Source organism: Actinoplanes sp. NPDC020271, from assembly GCF_044388125.1.
GTDB lineage: Bacteria > Actinomycetota > Actinomycetes > Mycobacteriales > Micromonosporaceae > Actinoplanes.
In genome coordinates this window covers 299,355-316,687 of record NZ_JBIRWQ010000005.1, presented here as the reverse complement: position 1 = coordinate 316,687, position 17,333 = coordinate 299,355, and the positions used below count along the sequence as shown (strand labels likewise).

Genomic DNA, 17,333 nt, shown 5'->3' with positions numbered 1-17,333 from the left:
GGTGGACCGCGTGGGATCGGTGGACGCCTTGCGGGTGGCCTCGGGGCTCGGGCCGTACTTCGCCTGGGAGCCCTGGGACGGTGCGCCCGGCTGGCGCCCGTTGCGTGACCTGCTCGACGAGCGGGTCGTCGCCGAGCGGGTGGCGGTCGCGCAGGACACCCTCGTGCGAATGTCCGGTCTCGATCGCGAAGCCATCGGTGAACGCGCCGTCGCGTCGATCACCTTCCTCGGCCTCGCCTCCCGCTTGATCTCCCCTCTGCTCGGCGCGGTCGCCGCCGGAAACGCCCTCCCGCTGCCGGACATCGACCGCCTGTGGTGGCAACCGGTGGCCGGAGGTCCGATCCCGATCGCGTTCCGTGAGCTGGCCGCGGTGCCGTGCGCGGACGAACCGGCCCGGACGATCGCGCAGCGATTCACCGCCACCGCGACGATCGGACTGGTCGAACCGGTGCTCGACGTGTTCCGCCGCCGGTTCACCCTGTCGCCCCAGGTCCTGTGGGGAAATGTGGCGTCGGCGCTCGGCGGCGCCGCCGGCATGATCGCCGACAACCGGCCCCGGCATGCGGCGCGGGCCGCCGCGATCGTCGAGGAGTCGCTGCTCCTGCCACCGCTGCGGCTCACCGCGGACCTGATCCAGCCGGACGCCGGCCGCGACCGCTGGTTCCTGGTGCGCCGCAGCTGCTGCCTCTACTACCGGATCCCCGGCGGCGGCACCTGCGGCGACTGCGTCCTGACCCCACCGGAGGTCCGGCAGCAGCACTGGCGCACGGTGCTGAGCCGGGGTGACCCGCACACCATCTGAACACCGGCCGGAACTGGAGTGCGAATCGCGGTTGACCTAGGGTCGGGTGATGGTGCCGACGAGGTTCGGAGCGGACCGCGACTGGGGCGAACGCGCCGCCCGTCCGCTGCGCCTGCTGGCCGGAGCCGGAGCACGACCGACCGAGCCCGAGCTCGCCGCGCTGGAGGCCGGGCTCAACCGCCGCGACGAGCCCGCCGCGGCGCTGATCAGAGCGATCCGCGAGTCACCCGGCCTCACGATCCGGGACCTGCACCGGCTGATCGCGGCGGGGCCGGCCGACGACGTACCGGAGATCTTCGCAGATTTTCTCGCCACGGTCCGGACGCCTCCCGCCTGGCTCGACAACGGTCTCCTGGCCCGTGGCGCCGAGGCCTGCCGGGCGTTCGGGATGGACGCCGGCCTGGTCCTGGCCTACGGCTCGCTGCTCGGCGGTTACCGCACCGGGGCGGCGCTCGAACCCCTGGTCCGGACCGGGCGGCTGACCGGCGGGGAGACGCTGCGCCGGATCAAGGAGACCTCGATCTGGTGGCGAGCGGTCACCGCGCCCGGAGGCCTGGCCCCGGACGGTCCCGGTTTCCGGACCACCCTGCACGTCCGCGTGATGCACGCCCTCGTCAACGCGTCGCTGGAGGCCGACCCCACCTGGGACCACGCCGGGCGCGGGTTACCGATCAACCAGTACGACCAGGCGAGCACCCTCGGGGTCTTCTCGACCAGTTTCCTGCTTCACCTGCGCCTGCTCGGCGTCCGCGTGCCGCGCGACGACGCCCGGGCGGTGATGCACCTCTGGTGCTACGTCGGCTGGCTGCTCGGGGTCGACGAGCAGTGGCTTCCGCACACGGAGAAGCAGGGGCGACGCCAGCTCTATCACTTCCTCTCCTACGACCCGCCGCCGGACGGGAACAGCGTCGCGCTCGCCCGGGCGCTGATCGATATGACCGACGAGGTCACCAGCGGCCGGCGCCGTACGTACGAACGGGAACGCGCCCTCTCCGTGAGCACTTGGCTGCTCGGCCGCGCGGCGATGCGCGACCTGGGCCTGCCCTGTCGCCCACCGTGGTACGGCCTCGCCCGTGTCGCCGCGAACGCCCTGTTCAGCCAGGGCCTCGGACGGCTGCCCGGAGGCCGCTCCCTGCTGCTCGCCCGCGGTGAACGCCAGGCCCGCGCCCAGTTCGCCCGGTGGGGCGACACCCTGCCGGCCTGACCGTCGTGGTGGTCAGATGATGCCCCCGTTCGCCCGGATGACCTGGCCGTTGATCCAGTGGCCGGCTGCGCTCGCCACGAACGCGACCGTGGCCGCGATGTCCTCCGGAGTGCCGAGCCGCTCCAGCGGCGGCTGCTTGGCCAGGGAGTCGATGGCAGTCTGGTCCTTGCCCTCCAGGAACAGGTCGGTGGCCGTCGGGCCGGGGGCGACCGCGTTGACCGTGACGTCGCGCCCCCGCAGCTCACGCGCGAGGATCATCGGGATGGCCTCGACCGCGCCCTTGCTGGCGGTGTACCCGGCGTAGGTCGGGAACCGCAGGCCGACGACCGACGTCGAGATCAGCACCAGTGAGCCACCCGGGCGCAGCCGGCGCGCGGACTCCCGGGCGACGACGAAAGCGCCGCGGATGTTGGTGCGATGCATCCGGTCCAGGTCGTCGAGATCCAGGTCGGCGATCGGTGCCAGGGCCAGGACGCCGGCCGAGTTGACCACCACGTCGATGCCGCCGAAACGCTCCTCGGCCTGCGCGAACATGGCCTCGACGGCGTGCTCGCCGGCAATGTCGGCGGCGACCGCGAACGCCTGGCCACCGTCGGCGGTGATCTCGTCGACCACCTCGGTGGCGGCGACGGTGTTCCCGCTGTAGCCGACGACGACCGCCGCGCCTTCCGCGGCGAGCTTGCGGGCGATCGCCCGGCCGATGCCCCGGGACGCGCCGGTCACGATGGCCACTCGCTGCTGAGTCATGACACACTCCTCCTGATAGCGTCGCTATCGCATTTCGATAGCGGCGATACGAACGACTGTATCACCGATATTGGAGTTGCGTATCGTCGCAATCGTGGCCTCGGCCGTAGCGGGGCAGCGGAATTCCACGTCGGACGGCAGGATTACCCGGATGACGGGGACTGGTGACGATGTGCGGCGACCGAGTGGCTTCCTGATCGGCTCGATCGTCGCGCTGAGCTTCGGCACGACGTTCGTGATGGTCAACAGCGGAGGCCCGCCGGGCCCGTGGCCGGCCGTGCTCCGAGTGGCCGGCTCGGCCGTGGCGATCGTGCTGCTCGTCGGGGTTCTGCGGGCGCGCCGCCTGGCCGCGGAGGCACGCCCGGGTGACGTCGCCGGGCTCGCCGACCGGCGGTACTGGTATGTCGTCGCCGGTGAGGTCGTCGCGCTGTTCGGCGGGCTCTACCTGATCAACCAGGTCTTCGAGACGCCGGAGGTGGCGATCGCCTGGGTCGCCGTGGTGGTCGGGGTGCACTTCAACGCGTTGGCCTGGGCGTGGCGCATGCCGATGTACCACTGGCTGGGCGCCGTGATGACGCTGCTCGGGCTGGCCGGATTCGCGGCTCACGCGCTCGGCGCCTCGGCGAGCACCGTCGCGCTGATCGCCGGGGTCGGCTCAGGCTTCGCGCTCTACGGTGCGGTCGCCGCCGCGATCCGGGACACTCACCAGCGCGCCGCCGCCGGCGCCTGACCCCTCTACCGTTACCCGATCGATAAGGTACGGTGCCTGATCAAAGCTCATGGGGAGGGCATCGCATGACCGACATCAGTTGGGCGCGCCGGATGGACGCGGTTACCGGCGGCGCCATGGTGCTGACCGTCGATGCGGTCGTCTTCCTGATGACGGCCCTGGTCGGGGCGCCCTTCGTGGTGTTCTTCATGGCTGACGGCGACGACCCGGTCGGCCCGATCTGGCCGATGGCCACCGTCTGGGTGGTGTCCGCGGCCCTCGGGTCGGCGTCCGCGGCCGCCGCGTTCCTGATCGGCGCCCGCAGCACACAGCGCATCCGTCAGGCCGGCGCGGCGACCGCACTGGCCACGGCGGCAGCGACCGCGGTGCTGGTCGCCACGTCGATCAGCGCGTCACCGGTGCTGGCCGCGGTCAGCGCACTGTTCGCCGCCGCGAACCTGGGTGCGGCGAAGCTCCTGTTCGGCCCGGAGCGGGCGACCGTGGAGGCGCCGTCGCTGCCGGAGGTGTTCCTGCTGGCCGCGCCGCTGGCGGAGGCCGAGGTGCGCACTCGCGACACCTTGGAGATCGAGATCCGCCGCACCGGCAGCGGCAGCCCGGACGACGAGCCGGAGGACGAGCCGGAGGACGAGACCGCGCGGGCCGCCGAGGCCGAGCCGGACGATGAGCCGGATGACGGACTGGACACCGAAGGCGGATCGGTGTCAGCCGAGACGCTCACCGAGCTCGACCCGGAGCCGGTCCCGATCATCCGCCTGGGCCGCCCCCGCAGCCAAGCCGCACTGCGCACGCTCGGCGGCATCACGCTCCCGCCCCGAGCCCGCCGCTCCCGGTAGGAACCGCTCAGCCCCCGAACTCGCTCAACCGCCCGGCAATATCCCCGCGAACCCCGGCTCGCTGCCGTTCCACCAGCTCCGCCAGCTCCCCGATCTCATCCAGCATCGCCGCTCGCTGCATCTCGATCCCGGAGATCGCCTCGGCGTGCGCATGCCGGGCATCGGCCACGATCGTCGATGCCCGCAGCTGAGCGTCGCTGACAAGCTGAGCCGCCTTGGTCGTGGCCTGCTCGACCAGCGCCTCGGCCTCTCGGCGAGCCTCAGCCACGTGCTCGTCCGCGTTCCGCTGGGCCAGCTCCAGCATGTGCGGGTTGTCGAGTCTCACCGGGGCGGCGGCTTTGTCGAGTTCGGCTCGCAGCGCCCGCGCGTGTTCCTCGGCCCGCAGGCAGTCCAGTTCCGCCCGCCGTACCCGTTCGGCCAGGTCGTCGGGCGCCAGCTGCTCGCTGAGGGCCCGGTTCTCCGCTTCGAGCCGCCGCATCTCGCCGGCCACGTCTTCCAGGAAGGCGTCGACCTGCTCCTCGTGGTACCCGCTCGTTCCCGGTCGTGGCCGCCGGAACGCCATGCTGTCGATCTCGGCTGGGGTTATCCCCACGGCGGTTACCTGCCTTCCTGAGCCTGTGCACGTTCTCACAGCGGTGCCGGTATGCCGATGATCCGATCAGGGCTTCGCCGTGGAGCGCTGGACCGCATTCCAGAACACGCCCTGCCTGGTCAACGTCGGAAGGCAGTACATCCAACCTCAGGAGTCAATGTCAACATCGTGTGCCCGTCAAGCCCCGTTTGCGTGAGCCGCCGACATCGTCTCGCCGACGACCGCGAGCAGTTCCACCGCGGTGAACGGCTTCTGCACGATCGGAATCTCCGGCCCGAGCCTGTGCTCCCGGCGCACCTCGGCGTCGCTGTACCCGGACATGAACAGCACCCGCAGATCCGGCCGCCGGGACCGCAGCCGCGCGGCGAGCGCCGGACCCGAACGACCGCGCATCACCACGTCCGTGATCACCAGCGAGACGTCGTGCAGGTCCATGCCGGCCAGGGACTCCTCACCCAGAGCCGTGGCCCGGTAGCCGTTGTCGCGCAGAATCCGGATCACCAGGTCGCGTACGTAATCGTCGTCCTCCACCACCATGACCAACTCGCCGTGGCCGTGGGCGAGTTCACCCGCCGACGGATCCGCGGGCGTGTCGTCCGGCATCGCGGCCGACGGCAGCAGGATGCGGAACGTGGTTCCGATGCCGGGTGCGGACTCGACTCCGATCATGCCGCCGGCGTCGCCGACGATGCCGTAGACCGTGGCCAGCCCCAGGCCCGTACCCCGATCGGCGGGCTTGGTCGTGAAGAACGGCTCGAAGAGCCGGTCCCGGACCTCGGCGGTCATCCCGCAGCCGGTGTCGCTGACGGTCAGGCGGGCGTATCGTCCCGGCGGCAACGGCGCCGCCGGCCCGTCGCTCAGGGTCACATTGTCGGTCTCGATCACGACGACGCCACCCTCCGTTATCGCGTCCCGTGCGTTGATCACCAGGTTGAGCAGGATCTGGTCGAGGCGCCCGCGGTTCGCCCGGACCGGCATCGAGCCCGCGTTCGGCCGGCAGACCAGCCGGACGTTCTCGCCGATGGTCCGGCTGAGCAACTCGTCGGCGTCGGTCACCACCTGGTTGAGGTCGATGATCTCCACCTGAGTCGGTTCCCGCTTGGCGAAGAGCAGCAGCTGCTCGGTCAGCGACTTCGCCCGGTCGGCGGCATTGCGGATCCGCGACAGGTCGTCGGCCGCCTCGCCGCTGACCTGGTCGCCGAGAAAGTCGGCGTAGTTCAGGATGATCGACAGCAGGTTGTTGAAGTCGTGCGCGACCCCACCGGCGAGCTGACCGAGACTCTCCAGGCGATCGGCGCGCGCGGACCGCTCCCGGGCGAGCTTCTCCTCGGTGATGTCACGCTCCGTGGCGGCGGCCGCGACCACGATCCCGTTGTCGTCGCGGATCGGCCAGACGTCCACCGAGACCAGCAACGGCGTCCCGTCCTTGCGGACCCGCCGGGACTCGTCGAAGTGAAGCCGCCGCCCCGTGGCCAGTTCCGCCAGCGCCTCCTCCAGGTCGCCGCCCCGATCCTCAGGAAGAATGTCGTCGAGCGGGCGGCCGATCACCTCGTTCGCCGTCCAGCCGTAGAGCCGCTCGGCACCACCGTTCCAGGCGAGCACGACGCCGTGCAGGTCGCTCGCGATGATCGCGTCCCCGGACTGCTCGGCGATCGCGGCCAGCATCTCCCGCTCCCGGGCCGCGGCGACGTTCGCCCGGTGCAGTCGCTGCTGGTAGCGGGCCAGCACCCAGCAGATCGCGGTGACCGCGGCCACCAGCGCCAGCCGCGCCGACTGGTCGGTCGAACCCAGCAGCCCCTGCGCGGTGGAGGCGGCCAGCGCGACGCCGAGCGCGTACACCCCGACGAGCAGCACCGCCTCCGGAACCGCCGCGATGGCGGCCACCGGTGGCCCGATCGCCACCATGCCGAACGTCAGCATCCGTGCCGGCAGGAGCGCCGACACCACTCCCAGGATCGTCACGACCAGCACCGACACCAGCACCACGGACGATCGCGCACGTGCGCGCACGCCCGAACCGGGTATCGGATGCCTCGCCACTGGCCGACCTTTCGTGACGATTTGCCGGAACTGCCACTCAGCAGCCTAAACGCGGCCCCGGTATCCAGGACCAGAACCGTGTCACAGATTCCAGGCCTGTCCGGTCATAGCCGGCGACCGAGTCAGAACCGCAAGGAAGGCACCACCATGAAGATCGCCGTCATCGGGGGAACCGGGCTCATCGGCTCGCAGGTCGTCACCAGGCTCGACGCCGCCGGCCACGACGCCGTGCCGCACTCCCCCACGACCGGCCTCGACCTGATCACCGGCAAAGGCCTGACCGAGGCCCTGAGCGGCGCCGACGTCGTGGTCAACCTGACCAACTCGCCGACCTTCGACGAGGCGTCCCCCGAGTTCTTCCGCACCACGATGGACAATCTGCTCACCGCCGCGTCGAAGGCCGGGGTCGGACACGCCGTCATCCTCTCCATCGTCGGCGCCGAACTCGTCCCCGGCCTCGTCTACTACCAGGCCAAGGTCCTGCAGGAGAACATCCTCGAGGCCGGCCCGATCCCGTGGTCGATCGTCCGCGCCACCCAGTTCTTCGAGTTCGTCGGCGCGATCCTCTCCTGGACCACCGACGGTGACACCGTCCGCCTCCCGGCCACCCCGATCCAGCCGATGGCCTCGGCCGACGTGGCCGCCGCGGTCGCCGAAGTCGCCACCGGCGCCCCGCTGAACGCCACCCGCAACGTGGCCGGCCCGGAGATCTTCACCCTCGACGAGCTGGCCCGCACCTACCTCACCGCCGAGCACGACCCCCGCACGGTAGTCACCGACCCCACCGCCGGCATGTTCGCCGCCGTCCCCGGCAACGCCATCATCGCCCCGGCCGGCGCCCACCTCGCCACCACCACCTACCGCGAATTCCTCACCCGCTCATAAAACGAAGCTCAACTTCAAGATCTTCATTTCCCGTCTCCGCTGTGGTCACCCTCCGCCGCTCCCGCGGGGACCCTGGCGGGCCGAGCAGGGCGCGGGGCGCCCAGAACGCTCAGCCCGCCAGGGCGGCCTCCGTGGGTGGGCACGGTCAGAGCAGCAGACCCGTCCACGCCTCCCACCCCGACAACCGTCCCGCCGCAGCCCGCCGTCGATGACGCTGCCGGGCGCGGCGCGCGCTGGCCGGCGGTCAAGGTTTGCGCGCCGGCCACCCGAACCCGCCCGGCCGGTTCCCGGCGTCGTATCAGCCGCCGGACAACAACGCCGGTGCCGAACGCGGCCGGCCGGGGACCGGCGTCGTGTCAACGTCCGGACAACGACGCCGGGAACCGGCCGAACGCGGCGCGATGAGCGGGGTAACCGCGAGCTGGTTACTCAGCCCGTGCGCCAAGGCGCGCCTCGAGCCGGTGTGGTCAGCGGGAATGTGGCCTGGGAATGTGGATGCCGGCCGCGCGCAGCTTGGCCTCGAACAGCGCGGTCAGCCGTTCCGCGGTGGGCGTCGGCTCTTCGCCGTGGTGGGCGATCAGCGTGTACCGGGTCGCGGCATCGCTGCGGGCTTGCAGGCCGGTCACGGTGTTCAGCAGTGCGGGGTCGGCGAGGTAGTGCTCGGCCACGGCGGTGGCGACAGCGGGGATGCGGGGGTCGTCCGGTTCCCAGGTGGCGGCTTCGGCCGCGCGCCTGGCCAGGGCGACGAGCCGGGTGTCTTGCAGAGCCTGTTCGAAGTTGGTGAGGTAGTCGTCGAAGCCTTCCGGGGCCAGGGCCTTGGCCAGCACCCACCCGTCGCTGGTGGCGGCCACCTCATCGGCGGTGAAGCCGAGGCCGCGCATCCGCGCCAGCAGTGCCACCGCGCGATCGGGCAGCAGGGCCCGATCGCCGTCGGCGAGGCGGTGCAGCATGTCACGCCGCGCGGTCAGCTTTTCGATCCGTGACGTGAGCTGCCGCTCGACGTCGGCGAGCGCGGCGGTGAACCGCGTGGCATCGGCGTCGAGCATGGGCGCGATCTCGGCCAGCGGCACCCCGGCTTCGGCCAGTGTCCGGACCTGCACCAGCCGCAGCAGCGCGGCCGAGCCGTACCGCCGGTAGCCGGAGTGGTCGCGCTCCGGCTCCTCGACCAGGCCAAGCTTGTGGTAGTGCCGCACCGTCTTGACCGTGACACCGACGAACACCGCCGCTTGCCCGATCGTGACTCCGTTGGTCATCCGCTCAGCCTGCCTTGCGTTTCAGCGCATCAACCATGTCGGGCTCACCGATCCCGGCGTGGCCACGGTTCGCACACGGGTCACCGGTCCGCGGTCCGTCCACCGTCGAAGACCGCGTCGAGCAGCCGATGCTGGGCGTTCCGGAACGCCGGCCCGATGGACAGGCCGGCATCGTCGACGCAGTTGAGCGCGGCGGTCAGGGTCTTGCTGCCGTCGGGTGTGCTGTACATCAGCGCCGCATGTCCGATGGCGGCGCCGTTGTGGGAGATGACGGTGCCGCGGCCGCCGGTGGTGATCACGAAGACGCCCAGGCCGTAGTTCATGTCCGGGATGCCGGTCGGACGGGGGGTGCACATCTCGGCCAGCAGCGGCGCGGGGAGGAGTCGGCCGCCCAGTAGCGCGGAGATGAACCTGTGCAGGTCCTGGGTGGTGGAGATCATGTCGCCGCCGGTGGAGAGCCAGGAGGGATTCTGGCGGGTGACGTCGACGATCGTGTCACCGTGGCGGTAGTAGGCGTGCGCGTGCGGCTCGAGAAGCTCCGGCGAGGCGTCCGGCACCACGGTGCCGGACAGTCCGAGGGGCCCGAGGATCAGCCGGTGCATTTCCTCGGCGTACGGGCGGCCGGTGACCGTTTCGATCAGCAGCCTTGCGAGGACGTAGTTGGTGTTGGAATAGCTCCAGCTCGTTCCCGGCTCGAACCGCGCCGGCTCGGCCAAGGCCAGGTCCACCAGGTCCTGCGGTCGGTAGACCGTGAACCGGTTGTCCAGCCAGTCACTGCCCGTCGGACCATAGGGCATGGTGACCCCCGGCGTGAACGTTCCGTCCTCGTCGACCTCGCCGGTGAAGTTGAACAACCCGCTGGTGTGCTGCAGCAGCATCCGTAAGGTGATCCGTTCGTCCAGCGTGGACTCGGGCAGGTACGGGGCGACCGGGTCGTCCAGGCCGAACCTGCCCTCGGCCACCAACCGCAGCACGAGGGCCGCAGTGAACGTCTTGGTGTTGCTGCCGATCCGGTGATGCCCGTTCGCCGGTGGCTTCTCGGTCCCGCCCAGTTCGGCTTTTCCGGCGCTGCCGATCCATTCGCCTCGCTCGTCGTTGACACGTAGCGACACCCCGACGAATCCGGAGTCGACGATGTCCTGGATGACCTCCTGCAACGCCGGGCGATCCGGCCAGGACGCGGGGGCCGGCGCCGCCCTGACGACGTCGAGGGCAGCGGTGGTCTTCCGGGCCGTCTCGGCGGTGACGGTGCTGGGCGTGCCCGGGTGCATCTGGGCCGCTTCGACGGCGGGAAGGACGGCGGTCCGCACGGCACTGCTGTTCTCGCCGGAAAGGGGACTGATCATCGTGGTTGCTCCCAGAGGTCGGTGCCGTCGGGTCGGCGTCGTGCCAGGACGACCTTCGACCCTGCCCTTGGGTCAACCTCAACAATGACGTGAATCACAGTCTGGATGGTCGCGACCGGACCGGCTCGTGTGGCCGGAGCCGAGCGCTTCTACCGCAGACAGGGAGCGGTGTAACAACGTTCGAAACCACCGGAACGCGCCCGGCCAGGCACCAGCGGCGTAACGACGCCCGGATAACGACGCCGGCCGGCCGAACGCGGCCGACCGGGCGTCAGCGGTGTGCCGACGCCCGGATAACGACGCCGGTGCCCGGCCGAGCGCGGCCGGCCGGGCGTCAGCGTCGTATCGCGGGCTACGTCGTCGGGAGGTGCGGGAGGAGTTTGTCGAGGCGGGCGGGGAGAGAACGAATGCGGACTCCCGTCGCGTGGAAGATGGCGTTGAGGATCGCCGCGGGGGAACCTACGATGCCGATCTCGCCGATGCCTTTGCTGCCCATCGGGTTGAGGTCGAGCTCCGGGGCGTCGAGCCACGCCGCGTCGATCCACTCGACGTCGGCGTGGGTCGGGATGTGGTATTCGGCGAGGTCGTGGTTGACCCAGGTGCCCTGGGCCGGGTCCAGCACCGACTCCTCGTGCAACGCCATGCCCATTCCCATGATCATGCCGCCGAGGAACTGGGAGCGCGCGGTACGCGGGTTGAGGATGCGGCCGCCGTCGAACATGCCGAAGAGGCGGGACACCCGGATCTCGCCGGTGACGGTGCTGACCCGTACTTCGGCGAAGTGCGCGCCGGAAGCGTGCCGGTCCTCCTTCTGCTGCTGAACCGATTCGGTCGTGTCGAAGGTCGCTTCGTCGCGGGTGCCACCGGCGGAGCGCAGTTCGCGGCAGGCGCCGGTGACCGCCCAGCCCCAGGAGGCGCTGCCGGAGGAGCCGCCGGCGACCGACGCCTGGGGCAGAGTGCTGTCGCCGATCCGGATGTGGATCTGGTCGACGGGCACGTCGAGTTCGTCGGCGGCGATCTGGGCGAGGATGGTGCGCGCGCCGGTGCCGAGGTCGGCGGCGGCGATCGCGACCTCGTACTCGTCGCCGCCGAGGGCCCGGACCCGTGCGGTCGACGGCATCGCTTGCGCGGGGTAGGTGGCGCCGGCCATCCCGGTGCCGACCAGCCATTCGCCGTCGACTCGCCGAGCGCGCGGTGACCAGCCGAAACGGTCGGCGCCGGTGCGCAGGCACTCGACGTAACGGGGGTTGGAGGGCGAGTTGCGGATGCGCAGCTCGACCGGGTCGGCGCCGAGTTTCACCGCCAGTTCGTCGAGCGCGCACTCCAGTCCGACCATGCCGGGGGCCTCACCGGGGGCGCGCATCCAGCGCGGGGTGGGCACGTCGAGGCGGACGACCTGGTGGCCGGTGCGCAGGTTCGGGACGGGGTACATGTCGCGGGTCACCACGGACGCGGATTCCACGAACTCCAGGAGACGGCTCGACTGCGTACACGTCTGGTGATCGATCGCGGTCAGAGTGCCGTCCTCGGTGGCGCCGATCCGGATCCGCTGCACGGTCGGGGCACGGTGGCCGACGACGCTGAACATCGCCTGGCGCGGGAGCGCGACCTGCACCGGACGGCCGGTGACCAGGGATCCGAGCGCGGCGAGGACCGCGTTCGGGCGGGCGCTGCCTTTCGACCCGAAGCCGCCGCCGACATGCTCGGTGACGACGTGCACGCGCTCGGCGGTCAGCCCGAAGATCGCTGCGACGGTTTGCGCGATGCCGGACGGGTGCTGATTGGAGTCGTACAAAATAAGATCTTGATCGTCCCAGCGGGCGATCGTGGCGTGTGGCTCCATCGGGTTGTTGTGCAGCGCCGGCGTCTCGTAGACGACGTCGACCGTGACCGGTGCGGTGGCCAGCGCCCCGTCGGCGTCACCGATGTCGGAGCCGGCCGGCACGTCCGGGACGACCGTCTCCGGCGTGTAACGATCCGGGTGGTCGGCGCGCAGCTCGACGTCGTGGTCCTCGGCGGTGATCTCGAGCTGGACGGCCTGTGCGGCGCGGCGGGCGGCCTCGATCGACGTGGCGATGACCAGCGCGAGGGGCTGGCCGCGGTACCGGATCTCGTCGGACTGCAGCACCGCCAGCTCGGGATCGTCGGACTTTTCCAGCTCAGGGGCGTTGCCATGCCAGAGGACGGCGAGCACGTCCTCCTCGGCGGGGTCGGTCAGGACCGCGTCGAGGCGGCCGCGGGCGACCGGCGAGGCGACGATCCATCCGTACGCCAAATGATCTTGTGGGTATTCCGCGGCGTAGCGGGCCGCGCCGGAGACCTTGGCCGGGCCCTCCAGGCGCGCGACGGGCGAGCCGACCGCCCGCGACAGCATCGAGGTCATCGGGTCACCTGGCCGGTAAGGCTCTCCAGAACGGAAACGGTCAAATTCCGAACCAGATCGATTTTGTACGCGTTGTCGCGCAACGGCCGGGCCTCCCCCAGTTCCGCGTCCGCCGCGGCTTGGAAGTTCTCCCGGGTCGCCGGCTGCCCACGCAGCGCCGCCTCCGCCGCCAGCGCCCGCCACGGCTTCGGCGCGACCGCTCCGAACGCCAGTCGCACATCGCTGACCAGCCCGTCCTTGACCTCGACAGCCGCCGCGACGGAGCCGACGGCGAACGCGTACGACGCCCGGTCGCGCGCCTTCCGATACGCCGACCGCGTCGCGAACGGTACCTCCGGCAGGTCCACCGCCGTGATCAGCTCACCGTGGTCGAGGATCGTGTCGCGCTCCGGAGTGTCCCCGGGAAGCTGATACAGATCAGTCACCGGGATCGACCGCTGACCGCCGGGCCCGTCGACCTGGACCACCGCGCCGAGCGCCACCAGGGCGACCGCCATGTCCGACGGGTGCGTCGCGATGCACGCCGCCGACCCGCCCAGGATCGCGAGGTTGCGGTGGTCACCGTCGCGCGCCGGGCAACCCGAGCCGGGCCGGTGCTTGTTGCACGGCATCGTGGCGTCCATGAAATACCGGCACCGCGTGCGCTGCAGAAGATTGCCACCGGTGGTCGCCATGTTCCGCAACTGCCCCGACGCACCGGCGAGAAGCGCCTGGCTGAGCACCGGGTAGGCGGTCCGCACGCGCCGATCCGCGGCAAGATCACTGTTGCGGACGCCGGAGCCGATGCGCACCCCGCCGCCGGGCAGGTCGGTGACCTCGTGCATCGGGAGCTTGTTCACGTCGACGAGCACGTCCGGGGTGGCCACGCCGAGTTTCATCAGGTCGACCAGGTTCGTGCCACCGGCCAGGAACACCGCGCCCGGCTCCAGACCGTCGGCGAGGCCCGTGGCCGTACGGTAGTCGAAGGTCTTCATCGTCCCGCCGCCTGCTTGATCGCCGGAACCATGTTCGGGTAGGCCCCGCAGCGGCACAGGTTCCCGCTCATCCGCTCCCGGATCTCCGCGTCGCTGAGCAGGTCGTCGTCGCTGGTCACGGCACTGGGCCAGCCCCGGTCGACCTCATCGAGCATGCCGACCGCCGAGCAGATCTGACCCGGCGTGCAGTAACCGCACTGGAACCCGTCATGATCCAGGAAACCGCGCTGGACCGGGTGCGGCTCGCCCTTGTGCCCGAGCCCCTCGACGGTGGTGACCTCGGCGTCCTGCTGGGTGATGGCCAGGATCAGGCAGCTGTTGACCCGGCGGCCGTCGAGCAGCACCGTGCACGCCCCGCACTGCCCGTGATCGCAGCCCTTCTTGGCGCCGGTCAGATGCAGCCGCTCGCGCAGCGCGTCGAGCAGGGTGGTCCGTGGATCCAGGCCGACGAGGTGGTGCTGTGCACCGTTGACGGTGAGACGCATCTCCCGGCGATACCCATCTGCGCGGCGCTGAACCGCCTGGCCAGATCCCGTTGCCACCGGGCATTTCAGCCACTTCCGACGTACGTCGAATGTTCCTAGGTTTTGGTCATGTCTGTGCTGTTACCGCTGCTCATCGGGGTCGTCGCCGTCCTCGCCCTGTCCCTGCTCCCGGATCGTCACCGCCAGAAGGTCAACGCGCTCGGCATCGCCGGGGCGGGGGCGGTCTACGTCAGTGGGGGCGGCTTCGGGGTGTGGGAACTCGCGTTCACCACGGTGCTGACCGTCGTCGCCTACCTCGGCCTGCGCAACTGGCGGTGGATCGGAGTGGGCTGGCTGCTGCACACCGGCTGGGACGTGCTGCACCACCTGAAAGGCAACCCGATCCTGCCGTTCGCGCACGACTCGTCGTTCGGGTGCGCGATCTGCGACCCGGTGATCGCGGTGTGGTGCCTCACCGGTGGCCGCCCCCTCCTCACTCGACGTCGTCAGGTGAATGCGGACGCCTGACCGACTGGCTCGCGGCGTCCGGCACGATCGTGCTGTCGTCGGACTCGCGGGTGCCGTCCAGCCCGACATCCGGATGCTCGGCACGCCGATGCTCCTCGATCTCGCCGTCGGCCATGTCCCGATGACACAGGTTGCAGGTCGCCATCCGCCTATTTTCCCCCTACTGACAGCATGGCCGGATGCCGACACCTGAACAGGCGACGATCGTGGCCGTGTGCGGATCGCCCGGAGCCGGGAAGACCACAACCGCCACCGCGGTGGCCGGTGCCCTGGGGCTGACGCTGCTGACCCGCGACGAGATCTCGGCCGGCCTGCACCTGTCCGGGGTGAGCCGCGACTCGTCCCGCGGCCGGGCCGAAGCACTGTTCGTGGAGACGGCCTGCCGGTTCGCGAACGCCGCGACCAGCGTCGTCGTGGAGAACTCCGTCCTCTCCCGCGACCTCGTCGACGGGCTCCGCGCCGCAGGTGCCCGGATCGTGGCGGTGCACGTCGTCGCCGACCCTTCGGTGATCGGGCAGCGCCTGCGCGACCGGACGGAGCGCGGGCGCACGGTGGGCGGTATCCGGCCGGGCGACGTCGTCCTGCTCGACCTCTTCGAACGCGGTGAGATGCGCGCGTCGATCTTCGAGCCGCCGCCGGGCGTGCACGAGGTCGTCCGGGTCGACACGTCGGCCGGCGGCCCGCCCGATGTGAGTTCGGTCGTCGGCGCTCTCCACCGGACGGCCGCGGAAAGCGGTCGCCGCGACGCACCGTGCGGAACACCGGGTGTGAACTCTCCCGGCTGAGATCCGTTGCAAGGTGTGTCCGGGTGTTGGCGATCCCAGCGCGGCGCCCGGACATCTTCTCCGGCCGCCCGCCTGTCCTGTGACCCGCGATACTCGCTGTCACCATCGGACGGGCCGGCCGGTCTCTGTGGTGTGCGAACGATTCTGGTGGTCGGCGGCGGTTACGCCGGGTTCTACACAGCGTGGAAGCTGGAGAAGAAACTCCGGCGCGGCGAGGCACGGGTCGTCGTCATCGACCCGCGGCCCTTCATGACGTATCAGCCCTTCCTGCCCGAGGTCCTGGCCGGGTCGATCGAGGCACGGCACGCCGCCGTCTCGCAGCGACGTCATCTGAAGAACACCGAACTGATCTCCGGTACGGTCGTGAAGATCGACCATGCGTCGCGAAGCGTGACCGTGCGTCCGGCCGAGGGTCCGGAATACCGGCGGGGTTATGACACGCTCGTCGTCACGGCCGGTGCGGTGACCCGGAAACTGGCGATCCCCGGCGTCGTCGAGCAGGCGATCGGGCTCAAGCACGTCGAAGAGGCGGTCGCGATCCGGGACCAGCTGCTCACCGCGTTCGACCGGGCGTCGACGCTGCCGCCCGGGCCGCGCCGCCGCCGGTTGTTGACGGTCACGTTCGTGGGCGGCGGGTTCTCCGGCGTCGAAGGGTTCGGCGAGCTGTTGTCGCTCGCCTCGGCGCTGGTGAAGAAGTACCCGGAGCTCGACCCGGCCGAGGTCGACTTCCACCTGGTCGAGGCGCGGGACCGGATCCTGCCCGAGGTCACCGGGAAGCAGGGACGCTGGGTGGTCCGGTCGCTGGAGGAGCGCGGCGGCCACGTGCACCTCGGTGCCCAGGTGCTCTCCGCGCAGGATGGGCACGTGGTCCTGTCGACCGGGGTGGAGTTCGACTCCGACCTGATCGTGTGGACGGCCGGCAACGCGGCGAACCCGATGGTCCACAACCGCACCGACCTGCCGATCGACGCCCGGGGGCTGCTCGTCGTCCGGGCCGACCTGCGAGTCGGGACCGAGGAGGCGCCGATCCCGGACGCGTGGGGCGCCGGCGACGACGCGGCCGTCCCGGACCTGGCCGTCGGCAACGGGACGGTGACCGTGCCCAACGCGCAGCACGCCGTCCGGCAGGGCAAACTACTGGCCCGCAACATCCTCGCCGACCTGCGGGGAAAGAAGACCAGGCGGTACGTGCACCACAGCCTCGGCACGGTCGCGACGCTCGGCCTCGGGCAGGGAATCTTCGAGTGGAAGGGGATCGTGGTCAAAGGGTTCCCGGCGTGGCTGATGCATCGCGGCTACCACGTGCTGGCGGTGCCGAGCTGGGAGCGGAAGGTCCGGGTGCTGGCGATCTGGCTGACCGCGGCGCTGTTCGGGCGGGACATCGTCTCGCTCGCGTCGGTCCAGCACCCGCGGCACGCCTTCGTCACCGGCGGCGAACCCACGACACTGACGATCGCCCCCGAGCCGGTGGCGGACGACGCCGAACCCACCCCGGAGCCGGTCGCCGCCGACCCCGCACCCACGCCCGGCCCGGCCACCAGCAGCACCGAACCGGTGCCGTCCGGAGCCACCACCCCCGCCGCGCAGTAACCGGCAGCGCGCTCCCGGTCCCGGCTGCGCGCTGCCTGCGCGACCAACCGCCCACCTCGCGGGCTCCGGCGGGCGGGACTTTCCGGCCCGCTCGAGCCGTCGACGGACGGCTGCGACGGAACCGGGGCCGGAGCGAGGGCTGGGGACGGCGGCTGCGGCGGAACCGTTGTCGCGGCG

Annotated in this window: 17 protein-coding genes; 8 read left to right on the top strand and 9 right to left on the bottom strand. The window is 70.9% G+C overall.

Annotated features, from left to right (window positions below):
- Positions 1 to 10 precede the first annotated feature (10 nt).
- Together ACH442_RS14230 and ACH442_RS14225 are read left to right on the top strand one after the other, a co-directional pair.
- Positions 11 to 802 (top strand): (2Fe-2S)-binding protein, encoded by a 792-nt coding sequence (locus tag ACH442_RS14230; RefSeq protein WP_396338399.1) that lies wholly within the window; start codon positions 11 to 13, stop codon positions 800 to 802.
- Between the two features lie 49 nt (positions 803 to 851).
- Positions 852 to 2,006 carry an oxygenase MpaB family protein gene (locus tag ACH442_RS14225; protein ID WP_396338398.1) on the top strand — a complete coding sequence of 385 codons (1,155 nt, stop codon included), beginning with the start codon at positions 852 to 854 and terminating at the stop codon, positions 2,004 to 2,006.
- 12 nt (positions 2,007 to 2,018) lie between these two features.
- On the opposite strand, the gene ACH442_RS14220 is transcribed toward ACH442_RS14225, so the two are convergent.
- Positions 2,019 to 2,753, bottom strand: a complete 735-nt coding sequence (locus ACH442_RS14220) for an SDR family oxidoreductase (RefSeq protein WP_396338396.1) — start codon at positions 2,751 to 2,753, stop codon at positions 2,019 to 2,021.
- A gap of 151 nt (positions 2,754 to 2,904) precedes the next feature.
- Between ACH442_RS14220 and ACH442_RS14215 the strand changes: the two genes are divergently transcribed.
- Together ACH442_RS14215 and ACH442_RS14210 are read left to right on the top strand one after the other, a co-directional pair.
- Entirely contained in the window at positions 2,905 to 3,483 is a 579-nt protein-coding gene (locus ACH442_RS14215; protein WP_396338395.1) for a hypothetical protein, read from the top strand.
- Positions 3,484 to 3,548: 65 nt separating this feature from the next.
- Positions 3,549 to 4,316 (top strand): hypothetical protein, encoded by a 768-nt coding sequence (locus ACH442_RS14210; RefSeq protein ID WP_396338394.1) that lies wholly within the window; start codon positions 3,549 to 3,551, stop codon positions 4,314 to 4,316.
- A 7-nt stretch (positions 4,317 to 4,323) separates the two neighbouring features.
- On the opposite strand, the gene ACH442_RS14205 is transcribed toward ACH442_RS14210, so the two are convergent.
- Positions 4,324 to 4,908 carry a DivIVA domain-containing protein gene (locus tag ACH442_RS14205; protein WP_396338393.1) on the bottom strand — a complete coding sequence of 195 codons (585 nt, stop codon included), beginning with the start codon at positions 4,906 to 4,908 and terminating at the stop codon, positions 4,324 to 4,326.
- Between the two features lie 177 nt (positions 4,909 to 5,085).
- Complete coding sequence (locus ACH442_RS14200) at positions 5,086 to 6,918, bottom strand: PAS domain S-box protein (RefSeq protein WP_396338392.1); 1,833 nt, start codon at positions 6,916 to 6,918, stop codon at positions 5,086 to 5,088.
- A 177-nt stretch (positions 6,919 to 7,095) separates the two neighbouring features.
- On the opposite strand from ACH442_RS14200, the gene ACH442_RS14195 reads away from it, so the two are divergent.
- Positions 7,096 to 7,833, top strand: coding sequence for an SDR family oxidoreductase (locus ACH442_RS14195; protein WP_396338391.1), 738 nt, complete (start codon positions 7,096 to 7,098; stop codon positions 7,831 to 7,833).
- 467 nt (positions 7,834 to 8,300) lie between these two features.
- Here the strand turns inward: ACH442_RS14195 and ACH442_RS14190 are convergent, their stop codons facing one another.
- From ACH442_RS14190 to ACH442_RS14170, 5 genes are all read right to left on the bottom strand, one after another.
- Positions 8,301 to 9,086 (bottom strand): MerR family transcriptional regulator, encoded by a 786-nt coding sequence (locus ACH442_RS14190; RefSeq protein ID WP_396338390.1) that lies wholly within the window; start codon positions 9,084 to 9,086, stop codon positions 8,301 to 8,303.
- Positions 9,087 to 9,166: 80 nt separating this feature from the next.
- Positions 9,167 to 10,432, bottom strand: coding sequence for a serine hydrolase domain-containing protein (locus ACH442_RS14185; RefSeq protein ID WP_396338389.1), 1,266 nt, complete (start codon positions 10,430 to 10,432; stop codon positions 9,167 to 9,169).
- Between the two features lie 352 nt (positions 10,433 to 10,784).
- The gene (locus tag ACH442_RS14180) at positions 10,785 to 12,815 is read right to left on the bottom strand and encodes a xanthine dehydrogenase family protein molybdopterin-binding subunit (protein ID WP_396338388.1); all 2,031 of its coding nucleotides are present in this window, start codon (positions 12,813 to 12,815) and stop codon (positions 10,785 to 10,787) included.
- Positions 12,812 to 13,789, bottom strand: coding sequence for an FAD binding domain-containing protein (locus ACH442_RS14175; RefSeq protein ID WP_396338387.1), 978 nt, complete (start codon positions 13,787 to 13,789; stop codon positions 12,812 to 12,814). The genes ACH442_RS14180 and ACH442_RS14175 overlap by 4 nt, the downstream gene beginning before the upstream one ends.
- On the bottom strand, positions 13,786 to 14,274 hold the full coding sequence (locus ACH442_RS14170) for a 2Fe-2S iron-sulfur cluster-binding protein (protein WP_396338386.1): 489 nt from the start codon (positions 14,272 to 14,274) through the stop codon (positions 13,786 to 13,788). Before ACH442_RS14170 ends, ACH442_RS14175 begins: the two co-directional genes overlap by 4 nt.
- 108 nt (positions 14,275 to 14,382) lie before the next feature.
- Between ACH442_RS14170 and ACH442_RS14165 the strand changes: the two genes are divergently transcribed.
- On the top strand, positions 14,383 to 14,781 hold the full coding sequence (locus ACH442_RS14165; RefSeq protein ID WP_396338385.1) for a DUF6010 family protein: 399 nt from the start codon (positions 14,383 to 14,385) through the stop codon (positions 14,779 to 14,781).
- Here ACH442_RS14165 and ACH442_RS14160 read toward each other — a convergent pair.
- The gene (locus ACH442_RS14160; protein ID WP_396338384.1) at positions 14,747 to 14,896 is read right to left on the bottom strand and encodes a hypothetical protein; all 150 of its coding nucleotides are present in this window, start codon (positions 14,894 to 14,896) and stop codon (positions 14,747 to 14,749) included. The genes ACH442_RS14165 and ACH442_RS14160 overlap by 35 nt on opposite strands.
- A 64-nt stretch (positions 14,897 to 14,960) precedes the next feature.
- Between ACH442_RS14160 and ACH442_RS14155 the strand changes: the two genes are divergently transcribed.
- Entirely contained in the window at positions 14,961 to 15,566 is a 606-nt protein-coding gene (locus ACH442_RS14155) for an AAA family ATPase (RefSeq protein ID WP_396338383.1), read from the top strand.
- 132 nt (positions 15,567 to 15,698) lie between these two features.
- Positions 15,699 to 17,156, top strand: coding sequence for an FAD-dependent oxidoreductase (locus ACH442_RS14150; RefSeq protein WP_396338382.1), 1,458 nt, complete (start codon positions 15,699 to 15,701; stop codon positions 17,154 to 17,156).
- The last annotated feature ends 177 nt before the right edge of the window (positions 17,157 to 17,333 follow it).

Bases quoted from the DNA above. Each gene is read 5' to 3' on its own strand.
- ACH442_RS14155 (WP_396338383.1), top strand. From the start codon at position 14,961: ATGCCGACACCTGAACAGGCGACGATCGTGGCCGTGTGCGGATCGCCC.
- ACH442_RS14220 (WP_396338396.1), bottom strand. From the start codon at position 2,753: ATGACTCAGCAGCGAGTGGCCATCGTGACCGGCGCGTCCCGGGGCATC.
- ACH442_RS14185 (WP_396338389.1), bottom strand. From the start codon at position 10,432: ATGATCAGTCCCCTTTCCGGCGAGAACAGCAGTGCCGTGCGGACCGCC.
- ACH442_RS14160 (WP_396338384.1), bottom strand. From the start codon at position 14,896: ATGGCCGACGGCGAGATCGAGGAGCATCGGCGTGCCGAGCATCCGGAT.
- ACH442_RS14165 (WP_396338385.1), top strand. From the start codon at position 14,383: ATGTCTGTGCTGTTACCGCTGCTCATCGGGGTCGTCGCCGTCCTCGCC.
- ACH442_RS14190 (WP_396338390.1), bottom strand. From the start codon at position 9,086: ATGACCAACGGAGTCACGATCGGGCAAGCGGCGGTGTTCGTCGGTGTC.
- ACH442_RS14175 (WP_396338387.1), bottom strand. From the start codon at position 13,789: ATGAAGACCTTCGACTACCGTACGGCCACGGGCCTCGCCGACGGTCTG.
- ACH442_RS14195 (WP_396338391.1), top strand. From the start codon at position 7,096: ATGAAGATCGCCGTCATCGGGGGAACCGGGCTCATCGGCTCGCAGGTC.
- ACH442_RS14170 (WP_396338386.1), bottom strand. From the start codon at position 14,274: ATGCGTCTCACCGTCAACGGTGCACAGCACCACCTCGTCGGCCTGGAT.
- ACH442_RS14210 (WP_396338394.1), top strand. From the start codon at position 3,549: ATGACCGACATCAGTTGGGCGCGCCGGATGGACGCGGTTACCGGCGGC.
- ACH442_RS14215 (WP_396338395.1), top strand. From the start codon at position 2,905: ATGACGGGGACTGGTGACGATGTGCGGCGACCGAGTGGCTTCCTGATC.
- ACH442_RS14180 (WP_396338388.1), bottom strand. From the start codon at position 12,815: ATGACCTCGATGCTGTCGCGGGCGGTCGGCTCGCCCGTCGCGCGCCTG.
- ACH442_RS14225 (WP_396338398.1), top strand. From the start codon at position 852: ATGGTGCCGACGAGGTTCGGAGCGGACCGCGACTGGGGCGAACGCGCC.